Genomic DNA, 17,054 nt, shown 5'->3' on the forward strand with positions numbered 1-17,054 from the left:
CACGGGAGCCGACGCTGATGGTGCGCGGATTCCACCGCGCGCCGGCGCACACCAACCGGTACGGACGCTACTCCGGCGGGCCGGACCCGCTTGCCCCGCCGGTCCCCGTGCAGGAGGCACTCGAGGCGATCGGGCACGATGTGATGTCCGGCACGTCGGCCGAACGCGCGATGCGCGAGTACCTGCGCCGCGGCAGCCGCGACCAGCAGGGTCTTGACGACCTGGCCCGGCGCGCTCGCGAGCGCCGCGCAGAATTGGTGCGCCGCCATCGGCTGGACGGAACACTGGACGAAGTGCGACAGCTCCTGGACCACGCCGTGCTCGAGGAGCGCAAGCACCTCGTCCGCGACGTCGAGATGGACGATGACGCCCGATCCTTCGCCGAGATGCGGCTGGAGAACCTGCCGCCCAGCACCGCGGCGGCGGTGAACGAACTGTCCGACTACCAGTGGCGCAGTCCCGCCGCGCGCTCCGACTACGAGCGGATCAAAGAGCTGCTCGGCCGCGAACTGCTGGACCAGCGGTTCGCGGGCATGAAGGACGCCATGCAGAGCGCCACCGACGCCGACCGCGAAGCGATCCGCCGGATGCTCGGCGACCTCAACGACCTGCTCGAAAAGCGCCGGCTCGGGGACGACACCGCAGAGGACTTCGACGAGTTCATGCGCAAGCACGGCGAGTACTTTCCGGAGAACCCGCAGAACCTGGACGAGTTGATGGATGGCCTCGCGGAGCGGTCGGCCGCCGCGCAGCGGATGCTCAACTCGATGACTCCGGAGCAGCGTGAAGAACTGATGGACCTGGCCGCCCAGGCGTTCGGGTCGCCGGATCTCATGCAGTCGCTGTCGCGCCTGGACGAGAATCTGCGTTCCCTCCGACCCAGCCAGGATTGGGACGGTTCGGCATCCTTCTCGGGCGATGAGGCCGCCGGCCTCGGCGAAGCCACCGGGATCATGCAGGAGCTCGCCGATCTGGATTCCCTGTCGGATCAACTGGGCCAGTCTTACCCCGGCGCCCGCATGGACGACATCGACGTGGACGCGCTCGCCCGCCTCGTCGGTGAGGATGCCGCCGTCAGCGCGCGCGCCCTGCGCGACCTGGAACGGGAGCTGAACGAATCCGGGATGCTGCGTCGCGCCTCGGATGGAGCGCTGCGCCTCACACCGCGCGCCATGCGTCAGCTCGGCCGTGCCCTGTTGCGCGACATCGCCACCCGTCAGTCCGGACGGAGCGGGGCTCGCGAGACGCGCAACGTCGGCGCGGCCGGCGACCGCACCGGCTCCACCCGGGAATGGGCGTTCGGCGACACCGAGCCGTGGGACATCCCGCGCACGGTGTCCAACGCCGTGCTGCGGACGGTCACCGACGGCGGGGACGCGTCGACCGGAGTGCGGCTGGAGACGCGCGACGTCGAGGTGGTCGAAACGGAGGAACGTACGCAGGCTGCCGTCGCGCTGCTCGTGGACACCTCGTTCTCCATGGCGATGGACGGACGATGGGTGCCGATGAAGCGCACCGCGCTGGCCCTGCACCAGCTCATCTCCAGCCGCTTCCGCGGCGACAGCCTGCAGCTGATCGCCTTCGCCCGGGAGGCGGAGGTGATCGACATCGAACAACTGACGGCGAAGGACGCGGTCTGGGACAAGGGCACGAACCTTCACCATGCGCTGCTTCTGGCCCAGCGGCACTTCCGGCGCAACCCCACCGCCCAGCCCGTGCTGCTCATCGTCACCGACGGTGAGCCGACGTCGCACCTGGACCCGAACGGCTCGGTGCACTTCGGCTACCCGCCCGGACAGCGCACGGTGGCCCTCACCGTGCGCGAACTGGACATGGCGCGACGCCTCGGCGCTCAGACGACGTTCTTCCGACTGGGGGATGACCCCGGCCTCGCTCGGTTCATCGACGCTCTCGCGCGTCGGGTGGGCGGACAGGTGGTCGCGCCCGAGCTCGACGATCTCGGACGAGCCGTCGTGGAGAGCTATCTCGGCTCCCGCGATACCGGACGAGGTTCGCCCGAGGACTTCGGGGACCTGCTCCGCGGCAGATCCTGGTGGTGACCGGGCGGGAGACCGATCCGCCACGCCCCGGCCGATGAGGCCCGACGCCCGCGCCCGCGATTCTCGCCTCGGCTCCGCGGAAAGGCAAGGGGTCGCGCCAAGCCGGATCGAGCGTCAACGTGGACGGTGGGTCCGACTCGCCCGAGTACACCCGGAAAGGCGATCATGCGAGCACTCACCTGGCAGGGCAAGCGCAAGGTCAGCGTCGACGATGTCGAAGATCCGCGGATCGAATACGGGACCGATGCGATCGTCAAGATCACGTCAACCGCCATCTGCGGATCCGACCTTCATCTCTACGAGCTGTTCGGACCGTTCATCGATCCCGGCGACATCCTCGGCCATGAGTCCATGGGAGAGGTCGTCGCCGTCGGCAGTGAGATCACGCGCCTGGCGGTGGGTGACCGTGTCGTGGTCCCCTTCAACATCTCGTGCGGGCTGTGCTTCATGTGCACGCACGGCCTCCAGTCGCAGTGCGAGACCACCCAGGTCAGGAAATACGGCAGCGGCGCCGCGCTCTTCGGGTACACGAAGCTCTACGGCCAGATACCGGGAGGGCAGGCGGAGTACCTGCGGGTCCCGCTGGCCGATTACAACCACATTCCCATCGGCAGCGAGCTGCCCGACCAGCGCTACCTGTTCCTCAGCGACATCCTGCCCACCGCCTGGCAGGGCGTGCAGTACGCCGACGTGCCCGCCGGTGGCACCCTTGCCGTGATGGGCCTCGGCCCGGTCGGGCAGTTCGTGGCTCGCGTCGGCGTGCACCTCGGATACCGCGTGCTCGCCGTGGACCCCGAAGCGGACCGACGCGAGATGGCGGCGCGTCACGGCGCCGAGGTGTTCGAGCTGACCGACGACACGGTCCAGGAGCTGCGCGATCTGACCGACGGCCGCGGCGTGGACTCGGTGGTCGACGCCGTGGGAATGGAAGCGCACGGCAACACCGGCGTCAAGATCGCGCAGGACGCGATCGGGCTGCTCCCGGATCCGGCGGCGCGAGTGCTGATGGAGAACGCGGGCGTGGACCGGCTGGCGGCGCTGCACGCGTCGATCGATGTCGTCCGGCGCGGCGGAACGGTCTCGATCAGCGGCGTCTACGCGGGCGACGCGGACATCCTCCCCATGAAGACGATGTTCGACAAGCAGGTCACCCTGCGGATGGGACAGTGCAACGTGAAGAGGTGGATGGATGATCTGGTCCCGCTCGTGGAGGACCCGGCCGACCCGCTGGGAGTCATGGATCTGACCACGCACGAGCGGCCGCTGGAGGAGGCCCCCGCGCTGTACGAGATCTTCCAGAAGAAGGAAGACGGCTGCATCAAAGTCGTACTGCGGCCCTGATTCGGGTCCGCAGGCAGAAGCGGAACCCTCCGGATCGGGAATGAGCGCAGCGGGATCTGATCGGATGCTGCGCAAACGATATGACCGGCAATCGGTGGCGTACGATCGTGCCATGACGGACGCGACTGCGCTGGCCGCGGCGACTCCCGGCGCCGACCTCGGGTGGGTGCTCGGCGTGATCCTGCGCGACTGGCATCAGCACGTGGCAGCCGCCGTGGACGGCATACCGCAAGGCCTGCGCGGGTTCCAGATTCTCTCCGTGGTGGGCCACAACGATCCTCCGACGCAGAGTGGGCTGGCCCGCCACCTCAGCATCGACAAGACGGTGATGCCGTATGTCATCGACGCGCTCGTCGACGCGGGCCTCGTCGAGCGCCGGGTCGACCCCTCCGACCGCCGGGTCCGGCGGATCGTGATCACCGACGACGGCAGGATGGCGCTGGAGCGGGCGGAGCGTGAGGTGCGCACAGCCGAGGACGCCGTCTTCGACAGTGTCGACGACAGCGTGCGCGCGGAATTCCTGCGGCAGGCGGGGAATCTCGCCATGTCGATCCACTCCGCCCAGCCTCAGCTCGATCCGTGCCTGGCGGTCCGCGACGTTCTTGCAGAACCCGCCGGAGAGGGCGCGACCGTCCGCTGAGCCGGTGCGATCGCCGGGGGGAAGACCGGCCTGGCGCGCGGCGTGGGTCATCCTGCCGGCCCGGGAGGCATCGCCAGGAGGCGGCGGAGATCCCGCTCGGGGAGGGATGCTCCGAAGGCTCGTGACCCGGGTTCGAGCACTCTCCCGCCGGCAAGGCGGCCGACCTCGAGCGGTGCGAACCCCATCGCCTGAACCAGCGCCGCCACCGCCGCCGTCGCCTGTCGGTCATCGCCGGCGATGGCGATCGCCGTCCGGCGCGGGTCGCCCACCGGCCAGCGCGGCGGTTCCAGGTCGTGGTAGCCGATGTGGTTGAAGGCTTTGACGATGATCGAGGCGGGCAGTTCCCGCTGCAGGACTTCGCTCGTCGAGTCGGCGGCTGTGGCGTAGAGCTCCCTGGGTCCGTCGACCTCGGGCCAGTGGTTGGTCGCGTCCACGACGACCTTGCCCGCCAGCGCCGTCGCCGGCAGTTCGCGGTACGCGGAGAACGGCAGCGCCAGGATCACGATGTCCGCACGCTCGGCGACCTCCTGCGCCCAGCCGATCTCGACGCCGGGTGCCAGAGCGTCCCGCATCATCCGGAGGCGGATGGGATCACCGGATGCTGCGGCGAGGACGCGGTGCCCAGCGTGCTCGGCCGATCGCGCCAACACCATGCCCAGCTTGCCGAACCCCAGAATCCCCACGACCGGGCGTGGCGTGGCGGCGCCTGCCCCACTCATCTCGACTCCTCGCGATGGGAATAATATGTAGAGCATACGGTTTGTACTGCAATCGATGCATTGCGGTGAGGGGTTCTCATGGAACTGGGCATTCTGCTGGAGGCGGGTCGGCGGCATCCCGACGATCTGATGGAGTTGGCGCTGGAGGCCGATCGACGCGGGGTCGGCGTCGCCGTGGTGCGCCGATCAGCGCGCCACGAAGACGCGGGCGAGCCATGGAGTCCCTGGACGATCGCGGCGTGGATCGCCGCGCGCACCGAACGACTGCGCGTGGGCATCGTGCCCGCCGCCGCCCCCGGTGCCGCATTCGGAGCGAGCACACCGGCGTTCGCGGTGACGGAGCTCAGATCCGTGACCACCAAGGCCGAACAGAGTCTGGAGTCGCTGGCGCCGGGGCGCGTGCTGAGCAGCGCCACCGCCTGGGTGGTCGCGCCACCGCGACCGGACGCGGCTGGACTGAGGGCACTGGCCGTACGCGGCATCCCGATCCTCCCCGTCGAGAACGCGGCCGATCTCGATAGAGCGGTCGCTCTCGCCGAACAGCTGCGCGACGTTCCTTCGCCACCGGCCCCCCGGTCCGCGGAGTCCTTGGCGGCCCGCGTGCCCGGAATCGACTACGACGCCGTCCCGGCGTCTTTGGCTCCGACGGCTGTGGAGCCCGGCGACGACGCCTACGCCAGTGTCTCATCGACCTACCTGCGCGGTGGGGCTCCGGGCCTGGTTCTGCGTCCTCAGACAGTGGCCGAAGTGGTCGACGCGGTCGCGTTCGCGCGCGAGCACACCGGCGTCGCGCTCGGCATCCGCAGCGCCGGTCACGGCATCAGCGGCCGCTCGACGAACCGTGGCGGCCTGATCATCGACGTCGGGGGACTGGACGCGATCCAGATCATCGATCGCCGGACCCGGCGGGTGCGCCTCGGACCGGGCGCGACGTGGCAGCGCGTGGCGCAGACGCTCTCGCCGCACGGCTGGGCGCTGGGGTCCGGGGATTACGGCGGCGTGGGAGTCGGCGGGCTCGCGACAGCGGGCGGGATCGGGCTGCTCTCGCGCAAGCACGGCCTCACCATCGACCGCCTCCGGGCAGTGGAGCTCGTGCTGGCCGACGGCACGCCGGTCCGCGCCACCGAGACCGAGAACAGCGATCTGTTCTGGGCAGTCCGCGGCGCCGGCGCGAACTTCGGCATCGCCACGGCATTCGAGTTCGAAGCATCCGAGGTCGGCGAGGTCGGGTGGGCCCAGCTCAGCCTGGTCACCGACGACCTGGAGGCGTCCCTGCGGCGCTTCGGGCAGATCGCCGCCGACGCGCCCCGCGATACGACGGTCTTCCTGGTCACCGGCCGGCCGCGTGAAGCGGATCAGTTCGTCATATCCCTGTACGGCGTCGTGGACGACCCCGACCCGGACGTCGTCGTGGATCGGCTCATGCCGTTCACCGAGCTGGGGATGCTCGTGCGGCAGCACGTGGTCATGACCCCCTACGCCGGCGTGATGGGCAATGCGGCCGAGGTCGGGCCGGAGGGCCAGCATGGATTCGGCGAGCCCGTCTCGCGGTCGGCGTTCCTTCCCTCGCTCACCGGCGAGTTCGCGCGCGACGCGGCCGAGTTGCTGCGCAGCGGTCTGGTCTACTTCTTCGAGCTGCGCACCATGGGGGGCGCGATCGCCGACGTCTCCCCGCACGAGACCGCCTTCTCGCACCGGTCACCGGCCTTTCAGGTCGCGGCGATGAGTTCCAGCGATGACCGGCTGTCGGCACGATGGCGCGAGCTGGGTCACCACTTCGACGGCCTGTACCTGAGCTTCGAGACCGATCGCAGCCCGGAGCGGCTCGACGAGGCGTTCCCTCCTCCCGTCCTGGATCGCCTTCGCTCCCTCAAGCGCAGGTACGACCCGACGAATCTCTTCCGTGACAACTTCAACATCGCGCCGGCCGCCGAGGACGCCCCGTCCGTCGCCGCGGACGTGGCGTCAGGGAGTGCAGCATGACCGACTACGGGCACGATCTCCGCTTCGGTGCGTTCATCACGCCGACCTCGCAACCGGCGAACCACGCCGTCGACATGGCGATCGCCGCCGAGCAGGCAGGTCTGGACCTTGCGACATTCCAGGACCACCCCTACCAGCAGTCGTTCCTCGACACCTCGACGCTGCTCGCCTTCGTGGCTTCACGGACCCGCCGCATCCACCTCGCCGCCAACGTGGCAAGCCTTCCGCTGCGGCCGCCGCTGGAATTGGCCCGCGCCGCCGCGACCCTGGACGTGCTCTCCAAGGGTCGCTTCGCACTGGGGATCGGCGCGGGGGCGTTCTGGGATGGGATTGCGCGGATGGGCGGGCGCACGCTGACACCCGGGCAGGGTGTCGACGCGCTGCGCGAGGCGATCGGTCTCATCCGCGACTCGTGGGCGAACATGGACGAGCCGCTCACCCGCGACGGTGCGTACTATCCCGTCATGAACGGCCAGCGCGGACCCCGGCCGGCCCACCCCATCCCCGTCTGGGTCGGGGCATACAAGCCGCGCATGCTGACGCTGACCGGCGCGCTCGCGGACGGCTGGCTTCCGACCATCGAGTACGTCGACGGTGGGCGCGCCGGGATCGCGGCCGGCAACGCGCGGATCGACGACAGCGCGCTTCGGGCCGGCAGATCCCCGCGGGACGTGCGGCGCCTGATGAACTTCATGCGGGTCGGGATGTCGCCCGCCGGCCGAGGACTGTTGCAAGGCACTGCGCGCGAGTGGACCGACCAGCTGACCGAACTTGCGCTCGCCGACGGAATCAGCGCGTTCATCATCGGCGGCGACGACCCCGTGCTCCTGCAGCGATTCGGTCAGGACGTCGCACCCGCCGTCCGCGAAGCGATCGAGCGGGAACGGCTCGTCCCGCGGCATCCAACCTCGAGCGTGCCGTCCTGACGATTCCCGCGTCGCGATCCGCACCCGCGAATCCGTTCCCGGCCGGCTCATTCGCTGTTAGCGTGCCCCCGTGGAGTCTGGAGCTCAGCAATTCCTCGCGAAGGTGCTCGCAGACGTGCCCCAACCGGTGTGGGTCGTGGACCACGACGGATACATCTTGTTCGCCAACCCGGCCGCCGTCGCTGTACTGGGCTATGCGGAGGCCGAGGAACTCCTCGGCCGACAGAGTCACGAGACGGTCCACTACCAGCATCGGGACGGTTCCGCCTACCGGGCGGCGGACTGCCCGATGCTGGTTCCCCGGGAACGCGGCACCACCGTCCACGGTGACGAGGAATGGTTCACGCGCAGGGACGGGACGATGTTCCCGATCGCCTGGTGGTCCGCGCCCATCGACCTCCCGTCAGGACGCGGGGCCGTGCTGGCGTTCAGCGATACGACAGAACGGCGGGAGAACGAGCATGCAGCTCGCGAGCGCGACGCCTCCGTGATTCGCGAGGTCCACGCTCGGGAGGCGCAGCGCCGCATCCTGGACGCCACATTCGCGGTCCGGCGCCGGCTGGTCCGGGATCTGCACGACGGCGCGCAGCAGCGGCTCGTCAGCCTGCTGATCGGCCTGCGCCTTGCGCTCGAGAACCTGCCCGCCGGCCTGGACGGCCAGCGCGGGCTGATCGAGCGCGCGGCCGCCGACGCTCAGGCCGCGATCGATGAGCTCAGATCGCTGGCGGCGGGCATCCATCCGGCGATCCTGACGAGCCGGGGACTGAGCGCGGCCCTGTCTGCAGTCGCGGCCAGGAGCGAGGTCCCGGTCCACATCGAGGATGCGCTGGTGCGGCGCTTCGATGCCCTCGTGGAAAGCTGCGGCTACTTCGTCGTGTCGGAACTGCTGACCAATGCGGTCAAGCACGCTCACGCATCACGCATCACGGTCGCTCTGGCCGAGGAGGGCGAAGATCTCGTACTCCAGGTCCGCGATGACGGTGTCGGTGGCGCGACGTTCGATTCGGAGGGCACCGGCCTGGTCGGCGTGGTCGATCGCGTCGCGGCGATCGGCGGCTCGGTTCGGATCGACTCTCCGCGGGGAGCCGGAACGGCGGTTGTCATCCGGTTGCCCACGGGGTGAGGACTGTGGGGTTCGCCCATCGTCCGTCCCCCCGCGGAGGGCGTGCTGAGCCGCCGCCACCCCGCGTTCTGATCGTCGACGACGATGCCGGGTTCCGGCGGGTCGCCGTCGACCTGTCCGGTGTGTTCAGCTCCGCAGGAACCTGAGCACGGCAAGCACCCTCCGGTGCTGCGTGGGAGCATTCTGCGGAAGATCGAGCTTGGCGAAGATGCCCGTGATGTGGCGCTCGACACCGGCCACGGTCACGAACAGCAGTTCGGCGATCCGTGCGTTGGAATGCCCCTGCGCCATGAGGGCGAGAACGTCTCGTTCACGCGGAGTCAGCTTGTCCAACGGTTGCCCCGCGCGTCGCCGGTTGACCAGGCTGGCCACGACATCGGGATCCAGCGCGGTGCCGCCGGCCGCCACGCGTCGCAACGCATCCGTCAGCAGATCAGGGCTCGCCAGCTTCTCCTTCAGCAGGTACCCGACGCCGTCCGCGCGCTCCGAGAGCAGGTCTTCGGCATATTGCCCGTCCAGGAATTGGGTCAACAGGACCACCCCGATGCCCGGATCGGACCGCCGCAGTTCGAGCGCCGCGCGAAGACCGTCGTCGCTGAAATCGGGGGGCATCTGAATGTCGGTGAGGACCACCGCCGGCCGCAGTGCCCGGGCCAGGCCGATCAGTTCGGGCGCATCGACGGCAGTACCCACAACCTCGAACCCGGAGTGCTCGAGGATGCGCACGATGCCTTCGCGCACCAGCGGCTGATCTTCGCCGACAACCACGCTGATCGGGGTCCCCACCCGCGCATCATATGAGACGGCGGCGATCGGTGGTCGCTCTGGTCGGGATCGGGCGGCGAAAACTGTGGGGTTTGCCCGCGCCGAGGTGTGGTGGCACCGCCATTGTCGGGCGGGGAGGGAACCGCGAAAGTGTGGGCATGAGCGACCTCATCGCCGAAGCAGCCGACGCGGTCGCGGTGGGGTGACCGACGATTCGCCACCACCGCTCATCCATCGAAAGACCCCAGAAAGGAAACGACAATGCCGTACTTCACCACGTCCGACGGGACGCAGATCTACTACACCGACCAGGGCAGCGGACGCCCGGTCATCTTCAGCCACGGCTGGCCGTTGAGCTCGGATGCCTGGCAGCTCGAGCTCAAGGTCGTCACCGACGCCGGGTTCCGCGCGATCGCACACGATCGGCGTGGGCACGGCCGGTCCATGCAGACCTCCACCGGCAACGACATCGAGACCTACGCGCGCGACCTCGGCGAGCTGGCGACGGCGCTGGACCTGCAGGACGCCGTCGCCGTCGGTCATTCCACCGGTGGCGGTGAGGCGGTCCGGTTCGCCGCGAAGTACGCCGACGGGCGAGTGCGCAAGGTGTTCACCGCAGGGGCGATTCCGCCGATCATGGTCAAGTCGGAAGCCAATCCCGAAGGCACCCCCATCGAGGCGTTCGACCAGATCCGCGCCAGCATCCTCGCCGATCGATCCCAATTCTGGTTCGAGCTGGCTCTGCCGTTCTACGGATTCAACCGGCCCGGTGTGGCCGAATCCAAGGGACTCGTGTACGACTTCTGGCGGCAGAGCCAGATGGCCGGTCTCACGGCGGCGTACGAGTGCGTGAAGGCGTTCTCGGAAACCGATCTGACCGAGGACCTGAAGATGCTCGCCGTGCCCATCTTCATCGCCCACGGCACAGAGGACCAGATCGTTCCGATCCACGACGCCGCCCGAAAAGCCATCACGCTGGTCCGAGACGGAACGCTCAAGGAGTATGAGGGCGCCTCGCACGGCATCTGGGGCGAGTATCAGAAGGAGCTCGATGAGGATCTGCTGAGGTTCATCAGGGACTGACTCCCTTCTTCTTGCCCCGCCGACGAAGACCGGGGCAGGATGGAGAGCGGCTTCGTCCAGTGTTGGCACGAGTGTCACCGGAACTCACTCGCGGCGTCGGGCTGCCCAAACGAAAGGATGGACCCCGTTGTCCTCATCGATCACCGCAGCCGTCACGCGCGGGCTTCATGACGAGTTCGAGCTCGAGCAGCTGACTCTGGATGATCCGCGAGCCGGTGAGGTGCAGGTGCGCATGCTCGCGACGGGCGTCTGCCACACCGACATGGCTGTCCGGGACGGGTGGATCCCCACGACGTTCCCCATCGTCCTGGGTCATGAGGGTGCGGGGGTGATCGAGCGCGTCGGCGACGGCATCACGCATCTCGCACCGGGCGATCACGTCGTACTCACGGTCGCCAGCTGCGGCGTCTGCGTGGACTGCCTGAGCGGCCGCCCCTCCTTCTGCGCGGACTCGTACGACCAGAACTTCGCCGGAGGGCGCCCCGATCAGACCACGTCTCTGACGGATGAGGCAGGGGAACCGGTCAATTCGCACTTCTTCGGTCAGTCCGCGTTCGCCACCCACGCGAACGTGCCGGCGCGCGGCGTCGTGAAGGTCCGCGCGGACGTACCGCTGGAGATCCTCGCGCCCCTCGGCTGTGGGGTGCAGACCGGGGCCGGCACCGTGCTGAACGTGCTCCAGCCCCGAACGGACAGCACGCTCGTCGTGTTCGGCGCCGGGGCGGTCGGCATGTCCGCGCTGATGGCGGCGCGGGTCGCTCGTGTGCGAACCATCGTCGCGGTCGACATGGTGGATGAGCGGCTCGAACTGGCGCGCGAGCTGGGGGCCACGCACACCGTCAATCCTCGCTCCGAGGACACCGTCGACACTCTGGCGAAGATCAGCGGGTCCGGGGTCGACTACGCCATCGACACGACCGGCAACGCGGGTGTCGTGGATGCGATGTTCCAGTCGCTGGGGCACCGTGGTCACGCGATCCTGCTTGCGGCGGCCAACCCGGAAGCGAACGCGCCGGTCAACCTCGCGCTCGCGGTCGCCCGCGCCATTCGGGTCACGGCGGTCGTGGAGGGCGGGGCGATCCCGCAGCTGTTCATCCCCGAGCTGATCGAGCTCTACCTGGCGGGGGAATTCCCGTTCGACAAGCTCATCCGGTCCTACCCGTTCGGGCAGATCGGTCAGGCGTTCCACGACAGCGAGTCCGGCGTGGTCGTCAAACCGGTGCTCACCTTCGCCTAGCTCGCCGCAGCGGGGATCCTCGGTCGGGCGGTGCGGTGCAGGTCGGCGCACGTCCGCCCGGCGCACGGATGCCGCGGGACGGGGTGCGCGCCGGCGTGCCGGACGCTAGCCGGAGCGCGCGCGTGCGTGGGGTGCGGAGCTGGGTGCGAGCATCGCGCAGCCCTGACCGGGGCGCGGCCGTCGCAGCCCTTCGAAGAGTGGTCGCGATACGGTGCGCCGTCGCGCGGATCGGCAGCGCCCCAATCCGATCCGGCTCACCTCCGCCGGTAATAAGTGTTGCTATCTACCGGTAGTCAGTGTTACTGTCTACCGGTACCCAGCAACACAGAGTAGATCGGACGGTCCGCGATGGGCAGCCAGATGACGGAGATGCTCAAAGGCACCCTCGAAGGCATCGTGCTCGCCATCCTGGCGGTGCGCCCCGCGTACGGATACGAGATCACGGCGCGGCTTCGCGAGCAGGGCTTCACGGAGCTGGTCGAAGGAACGATCTACGCGTTGCTCGTTCGCATCGAGCAACGCGGATTCGTGGACGTCGAGAAGGTCCCCTCCGAAAAGGGACCCCCGCGCAAGGTGTACTCGATCAACGCGCACGGGCGCCGCCAGCTGGACGAGTTCTGGAGGACATGGAGCTTCCTCGCAGGACGGATCGAACAGCTCCACGAAGGAGAGAAGTGACATGGTCGCCAAGTGGATCGAGACCTTGACCGGCTCACTGGAGCAGAAGAAGAAATACCGGCAGGACAAATCCCGGATCGAGGGCCTCGCTGAGCCCTATGCCGCGGCGGCCAAGGCGATGCACCGCTACCTGTTGGTCGCCGGCGGCATCACCGACGGCGACACGCTCGTGATGATGCTCGGCGATCTCGCGGACCTGTGGGAGCGCGCGGCCGTCGACGGCACGCCGGTGCGGGACATCGTGGGCGACGACCCGGTCGAATTCGCCGAGGCCTTCGCGCAGGCGTACGCAGGCAAGCAATGGCTCGACAAGGAACGCGGCCGCCTGACCAAGGCGATCGATGATGCGGAGGGAGCGCAACGGAAATGACCCCCGAACCTGCGATCCGGGTGACGGGTCTGCAGAAGTCGTTCAAGGACGTGCACGTGCTGCGCGGCGTCGACTTCGACGTGCAGCCCGGTGCCATCTTCGCCCTCCTCGGCTCGAACGGCGCAGGCAAGACGACGATCGTGCGCATTCTGTCCACCCTGCTCGCTGCGGACGCGGGCTCCGCACACGTGAACGGGTTCGACGTCGCGACGCGACCTCAGAGCGTGCGGGAGTCGATCAGCCTCACCGGCCAGTTCGCGGCCGTCGATGAGGTCCTGACCGGACGCGAGAACCTCATCCTCGTCGCGCGGTTACGACACCTGAAGACACCCGGCAGGATCGCCGATGACCTGCTCACCCGATTCTCGCTGGCCGACGCCGGCAGCCGGAAAGCCGCGACGTACTCGGGGGGCATGCGGCGCCGACTCGATATCGCGATGAGTCTCATCGGAGACCCGAAGGTCATCTTCCTCGACGAGCCCACCACGGGACTGGACCCCCAGGCGCGCATCGAGGTCTGGCAGACGGTGCGGCAACTCGCGCGCAGGGGAACCACCGTCCTGCTGACCACGCAGTACCTCGACGAGGCCGAGCAGCTCGCCGATCGCATCGCGATCCTGCACGAGGGACGGATTCTGGTGAACGGCACGCTCGCTGAGCTGAAGCGACTGCTGCCGCCGGCGAAGGTCGAGTACGTCGAGAAGCAGCCGAGCCTCGAGGAGGTATTCCTCACTTTGACCGCCGCGGACGGAGCCGGCGTCGGAGCCGACGCAGTCCGTGGTCCGGGCTCGATCGGGAAGGAGCCATCATGACCACCAGCCACTTCATCGGCGACACCACCGTCCTGACGGGGCGGTCGCTGCGCCACATCCTGCGCAGCCCCGACACGATCGTCACGACCGCGGTCACCCCGGTGGCCCTCATGCTGCTGTTCGTCTTCGTCTTCGGCGGCGCGGTAGACACCGGATCGTCCTCGTACATCGACTACATGCTGCCCGGCATCCTGCTGATCACGATCGCCTCGGGGATCGCATACACGGCCTATCGGCTGTTCCTGGACCTGCAGGGCGGCATCTTCGAGCGCTTCCAGTCCATGCCGGTCGCACGATCCAGTTCGCTGTGGGCTCACGTGCTGACGTCGCTGGTGGCCAACCTCGTCTCGCTGGCGATCGTCGTCGGCGTCGCTCTCCTGCTCGGGTTCCGCACCGGAACGAGCGTGCTGGGCTGGCTCGCGGTCGCCGGAATCCTGATCCTGTTCACCCTGGCGCTCACCTGGATCGCGGTGATCGCGGGGCTCTCCGCCAAGACCGTAGACGGCGCGAGCGCATTCTCGTATCCGCTGATCTTCCTGCCGTTCATCAGCTCGGCCTTCGTCCCCACCGACACGATGCCTGCTCCGGTCGCATGGTTCGCTGAGAACCAGCCGGTCACGCCCATCGTCGACGCCGTCCGGGACATCTTCGCCGGACAGCCGGTCGGCGCAGGCATCTGGGTGGCGATCGCGTGGTGCCTCGGCATCCTGATCGTCGCGTACCTCGCCGCGATGGCGATCTACCGGCGCAGGATCCGCTAGCCGCCGCGGCCGGCTGCGGTCGCATCCCGCAGGCGGCCGGATAGGGTGCAGGTGTGATCCCCGATCGGATGCCGAGGCCGACGCGGCTGAGCGTCGACGGGACGTTCAACTTCCGCGAAGTGTCGCCGGGTCTGCTGCGTGAGGGCCGGCTCTACCGCTCGGATGCGCTGCACCGGCTCACCGCGGCCGGACGCCGTCAGCTTGCGGGCATGCGGATCAGCCGGGTCATCGACCTGAGATCGCGGCTCGACCGGCGGCTGACCGGCAGGGACCGCCTCCGCGGTGTCGGGGCGGAGTATCTCTCCATCCCGATCCGGGGAGTCGGCGGCCGGATCGATCCGGCGACGATCACCCTCGCCGCGGTGTATCGGACGATCCTCCTCCAGGAGGGCGCGCAGGTCGGTGCCGCCATCCGGGCGATCGCCGACGCCGACGGACCGGTGGTCGTCCACTGCACCGCCGGCAAGGACCGCACCGGGATCGTCATCGCGCTGATCCTCCTCGCGCTCGGCGTGGACGCCGATACCGTGACGGCGGATTTCGAATCGAGCGCATCCAATCTCGCCGGTGCCTGGACGGACCAGATGGTGCGCAAGGCCCGCCGGTTCGGGGTGTCGTTCACCGACCAGCTGTTCGAGGTGCTCGCCGGGTCCCCGGCCTCCGCGCTGCGGGACGCGCTGCGGATCGTGAAGGAGGAACGGGGCGGCCTGCGCGCCTACCTGAGCGAGATCGGCGTCGACGACGTCGTCGTCAGGCGGCTGCACGCGAGCCTGGACCGACGATGACCGGAAGCCCGCCGTCCGCTCCATTCGCGTCGCCCACTCCGTCCGCGTCGTCCGCTCGCCTGTCACGACACGCCGGGGCTCGCCGCGATTCGTGACGGGCGAGCAGGAGCGGCGCGCCCGCGCAGGGCCGGGCCGGGCCTGGCGGGGCGGGCCGGTGGGCGGGCCCCGCCGGGCGCGGCGGGGCGGGGCAGGGGCGGCCGGCGGCGCGGGACGGAGCGGGCTGGGCTGGGGTGTGGTTACGCGGCCGGTTCCGGGTCGTCGGCGCGTGACCACGCGATCGCGGTAAGGCGGCGGAGCACCTCGAGATCGAGTGTCGTCGAGCTTCTTCACATACGGGCACCCCGCGCCCTCGGTGTAGGTGCCCAGCGCGGGCGGCGCGCCGGCGCGAGCGACCTGCGTGCCGCGCGCGACCTGCCGACCAGCATCCGTCACTTCGCTTGTCAACCGCTCACAGAAACCCGTGCCTCCTGCGTACGGTTGAGATCCAGGGCTTCTCTGCCCGACAGAGGGAGACGATGACATGGACCGCGATCTCGAGAACGCCTCGAACGCCGAAGACGACGAGGCCACCCGCAAGCCGGACGGTCTCGGTGAGGATGGAACCATCCCCAACTCACCCGACGGCGTGGGCGTCGGCGTCACGGGGGAACCGTCCACCTTCGAACCCGAAGAGGACGAGCAGGCTCCCTCGGAGTGATGAGAGCGGGGGCCGACCGGTTGGTACGGTCGAGCAGGGCCCACTCCCGGGTCTCCGCCTTCTGACCCTGGAGTCCCCATGACAACGTCTTCGCCCACGAAACGAACGTACGGTCGAGTCGGAGTCTGGCGTAGCGGCCCGCTGCTCACGCCGGAGCTGGCCGCCGCCATCGAGCGGCTCGGCTACGGCACGGTGTGGATCGGCGGCTCTCCGGATGCGGACCTCGCCGTGGCGGAAACGCTGCTCGACGCGACCGGCCACCTCAGGATCGCCACCGGCATCGTCAACATCTGGAAGTCGCCCGCCGTCGAGGTCGCGGCATCCTTCCACCGGCTCGAGAAGGCGCACCCGGGCAGGTTCACGCTGGGGATCGGTATCGGTCACCGCGAGGCACTCGGGGACCGGTACCAGAAGCCCTATGCGGCGCTGGTGGCGTACCTGGACACCCTCGACGCGGAAGGCGTGCCCGTCGACCGGCGCGTGATCTCGGCACTGGGGCCCCGGACGCTGGAGCTCGCGGCGGCCCGCTCCGCCGGCACCCATCCCTACATGACGACCGCGACGCACACGCGGTTCGCGCGCGGGATCGTCGGACCCGACGCCCTGGTCGCACCCGAGCAGCGACTCATCGCGAACACCGATGTCGAGGCGGCTCGCGCGGCGGCGCGCACGTTCCTGTCCCGCTATCTCTCGCTGTCGAACTACCGCCGCACCCTGGAGAGCCACGGATTCACTGCGGCGGACCTGGATGACGGGGCGACCGACGAAGCGGTCGACGCCCTCGTGCCCCACGGCGCCCCGGCGGTTCTTGCGGCAGCCGTGCATTCCCACCTGGATGCCGGAGCCGACCACGTCTGTGTTCAGATGCTGCCCGCTCAGGACGACCCGATGGCCGCCCTGACATCGCTGGCCGGCGAGCTCGGTCTGCGCTGAACGAGCGGGGCAGGGGGTCCGCGCCCACGACGGATGGGAAGCATCCGCTCGCCCTCAGCGGTAGCCGAGCCCGACGACGGAGTGCAGCGCAGGCCCCAGAGGGCGGCGTCTGCGGCGAGCACCCGTGCACACGAGTCTGGA

17 protein-coding genes are annotated in these 17,054 nt (G+C 69.1%); 15 read left to right on the forward strand and 2 right to left on the reverse strand.

Annotation, left to right across the window (positions count from 1 at the left end):
- The first annotated feature begins 17 nt into the window (after positions 1-17).
- From QNO12_RS01560 to QNO12_RS01570, 3 genes are all read left to right on the forward strand, one after another.
- Entirely contained in the window at positions 18-2,060 is a 2,043-nt protein-coding gene (locus QNO12_RS01560) for a vWA domain-containing protein (RefSeq protein ID WP_257503204.1), read from the forward strand.
- A 165-nt stretch (positions 2,061-2,225) separates the two neighbouring features.
- Positions 2,226-3,401: an alcohol dehydrogenase catalytic domain-containing protein gene (locus QNO12_RS01565; protein ID WP_257503205.1), complete on the forward strand. Its 1,176-nt coding sequence runs from the start codon at positions 2,226-2,228 to the stop codon at positions 3,399-3,401.
- A 112-nt stretch (positions 3,402-3,513) separates the two neighbouring features.
- Positions 3,514-4,041: a MarR family winged helix-turn-helix transcriptional regulator gene (locus QNO12_RS01570; RefSeq protein WP_257503206.1), complete on the forward strand. Its 528-nt coding sequence runs from the start codon at positions 3,514-3,516 to the stop codon at positions 4,039-4,041.
- Between the two features lie 47 nt (positions 4,042-4,088).
- Here QNO12_RS01570 and QNO12_RS01575 read toward each other — a convergent pair whose 3' ends face one another.
- The gene (locus QNO12_RS01575) at positions 4,089-4,760 is read right to left on the reverse strand and encodes an NADPH-dependent F420 reductase (RefSeq protein ID WP_257503207.1); all 672 of its coding nucleotides are present in this window, start codon (positions 4,758-4,760) and stop codon (positions 4,089-4,091) included.
- Positions 4,761-4,838: 78 nt separating this feature from the next.
- On the opposite strand from QNO12_RS01575, the gene QNO12_RS01580 reads away from it, so the two are divergent.
- The 3 genes from QNO12_RS01580 (at position 4,839) to QNO12_RS01590 (ending at position 8,792) form a co-directional block, all read left to right on the forward strand.
- Complete coding sequence (locus QNO12_RS01580) at positions 4,839-6,743, forward strand: FAD-binding oxidoreductase (RefSeq protein ID WP_257503208.1); 1,905 nt, start codon at positions 4,839-4,841, stop codon at positions 6,741-6,743.
- On the forward strand, positions 6,740-7,669 hold the full coding sequence (locus tag QNO12_RS01585) for an LLM class flavin-dependent oxidoreductase (protein WP_257503209.1): 930 nt from the start codon (positions 6,740-6,742) through the stop codon (positions 7,667-7,669). The genes QNO12_RS01580 and QNO12_RS01585 overlap by 4 nt, the downstream gene beginning before the upstream one ends.
- A 70-nt stretch (positions 7,670-7,739) precedes the next feature.
- On the forward strand, positions 7,740-8,792 hold the full coding sequence (locus QNO12_RS01590) for a PAS domain-containing sensor histidine kinase (RefSeq protein ID WP_257503210.1): 1,053 nt from the start codon (positions 7,740-7,742) through the stop codon (positions 8,790-8,792).
- Positions 8,793-8,918: 126 nt separating this feature from the next.
- Here QNO12_RS01590 and QNO12_RS01595 read toward each other — a convergent pair whose 3' ends face one another.
- The gene (locus tag QNO12_RS01595; protein WP_257503211.1) at positions 8,919-9,578 is read right to left on the reverse strand and encodes a response regulator transcription factor; all 660 of its coding nucleotides are present in this window, start codon (positions 9,576-9,578) and stop codon (positions 8,919-8,921) included.
- 240 nt (positions 9,579-9,818) lie between these two features.
- On the opposite strand from QNO12_RS01595, the gene QNO12_RS01600 reads away from it, so the two are divergent.
- From QNO12_RS01600 to QNO12_RS01640, 9 genes are all read left to right on the forward strand, one after another.
- Positions 9,819-10,640 (forward strand): alpha/beta fold hydrolase, encoded by an 822-nt coding sequence (locus QNO12_RS01600; RefSeq protein ID WP_257503212.1) that lies wholly within the window; start codon positions 9,819-9,821, stop codon positions 10,638-10,640.
- 127 nt (positions 10,641-10,767) lie between these two features.
- On the forward strand, positions 10,768-11,877 hold the full coding sequence (locus QNO12_RS01605; RefSeq protein ID WP_257503213.1) for an NAD(P)-dependent alcohol dehydrogenase: 1,110 nt from the start codon (positions 10,768-10,770) through the stop codon (positions 11,875-11,877).
- Between the two features lie 348 nt (positions 11,878-12,225).
- Complete coding sequence (locus QNO12_RS01610) at positions 12,226-12,555, forward strand: PadR family transcriptional regulator (RefSeq protein ID WP_257503214.1); 330 nt, start codon at positions 12,226-12,228, stop codon at positions 12,553-12,555.
- A 1-nt stretch (position 12,556) separates the two neighbouring features.
- Complete coding sequence (locus QNO12_RS01615) at positions 12,557-12,925, forward strand: DUF1048 domain-containing protein (RefSeq protein ID WP_257503215.1); 369 nt, start codon at positions 12,557-12,559, stop codon at positions 12,923-12,925.
- Complete coding sequence (locus tag QNO12_RS01620; protein ID WP_257503216.1) at positions 12,922-13,737, forward strand: ABC transporter ATP-binding protein; 816 nt, start codon at positions 12,922-12,924, stop codon at positions 13,735-13,737. Before QNO12_RS01615 ends, QNO12_RS01620 begins: the two co-directional genes overlap by 4 nt.
- Entirely contained in the window at positions 13,734-14,498 is a 765-nt protein-coding gene (locus QNO12_RS01625) for an ABC transporter permease (RefSeq protein ID WP_257503217.1), read from the forward strand. Before QNO12_RS01620 ends, QNO12_RS01625 begins: the two co-directional genes overlap by 4 nt.
- Positions 14,499-14,551: 53 nt before the next feature.
- On the forward strand, positions 14,552-15,283 hold the full coding sequence (locus QNO12_RS01630) for a tyrosine-protein phosphatase (protein ID WP_257503218.1): 732 nt from the start codon (positions 14,552-14,554) through the stop codon (positions 15,281-15,283).
- Positions 15,284-15,803: 520 nt separating this feature from the next.
- Entirely contained in the window at positions 15,804-15,980 is a 177-nt protein-coding gene (locus QNO12_RS01635) for a hypothetical protein (protein ID WP_257503219.1), read from the forward strand.
- Between the two features lie 78 nt (positions 15,981-16,058).
- A complete protein-coding gene (locus QNO12_RS01640) occupies positions 16,059-16,913 on the forward strand; it encodes a TIGR03620 family F420-dependent LLM class oxidoreductase (protein ID WP_257503220.1) in 855 nt (284 codons plus the stop codon).
- Positions 16,914-17,054 lie beyond the last annotated feature (141 nt).

Source organism: Microbacterium sp. zg-B185, from assembly GCF_030246885.1.
Classification (GTDB): domain Bacteria; phylum Actinomycetota; class Actinomycetes; order Actinomycetales; family Microbacteriaceae; genus Microbacterium.

Excerpts from the sequence above, each read along its gene's own strand:
- QNO12_RS01640 (WP_257503220.1), top strand. The coding sequence starts at position 16,059 with ATGACAACGTCTTCGCCCACGAAACGAACGTACGGTCGAGTCGGAGTC.
- QNO12_RS01580 (WP_257503208.1), top strand. The coding sequence starts at position 4,839 with ATGGAACTGGGCATTCTGCTGGAGGCGGGTCGGCGGCATCCCGACGAT.
- QNO12_RS01635 (WP_257503219.1), top strand. The coding sequence starts at position 15,804 with ATGGACCGCGATCTCGAGAACGCCTCGAACGCCGAAGACGACGAGGCC.
- QNO12_RS01625 (WP_257503217.1), top strand. The coding sequence starts at position 13,734 with ATGACCACCAGCCACTTCATCGGCGACACCACCGTCCTGACGGGGCGG.
- QNO12_RS01560 (WP_257503204.1), top strand. The coding sequence starts at position 18 with ATGGTGCGCGGATTCCACCGCGCGCCGGCGCACACCAACCGGTACGGA.
- QNO12_RS01615 (WP_257503215.1), top strand. The coding sequence starts at position 12,557 with ATGGTCGCCAAGTGGATCGAGACCTTGACCGGCTCACTGGAGCAGAAG.
- QNO12_RS01610 (WP_257503214.1), top strand. The coding sequence starts at position 12,226 with ATGGGCAGCCAGATGACGGAGATGCTCAAAGGCACCCTCGAAGGCATC.
- QNO12_RS01575 (WP_257503207.1), bottom strand. The coding sequence starts at position 4,760 with ATGAGTGGGGCAGGCGCCGCCACGCCACGCCCGGTCGTGGGGATTCTG.
- QNO12_RS01600 (WP_257503212.1), top strand. The coding sequence starts at position 9,819 with ATGCCGTACTTCACCACGTCCGACGGGACGCAGATCTACTACACCGAC.
- QNO12_RS01620 (WP_257503216.1), top strand. The coding sequence starts at position 12,922 with ATGACCCCCGAACCTGCGATCCGGGTGACGGGTCTGCAGAAGTCGTTC.
- QNO12_RS01570 (WP_257503206.1), top strand. The coding sequence starts at position 3,514 with ATGACGGACGCGACTGCGCTGGCCGCGGCGACTCCCGGCGCCGACCTC.
- QNO12_RS01585 (WP_257503209.1), top strand. The coding sequence starts at position 6,740 with ATGACCGACTACGGGCACGATCTCCGCTTCGGTGCGTTCATCACGCCG.
- QNO12_RS01565 (WP_257503205.1), top strand. The coding sequence starts at position 2,226 with ATGCGAGCACTCACCTGGCAGGGCAAGCGCAAGGTCAGCGTCGACGAT.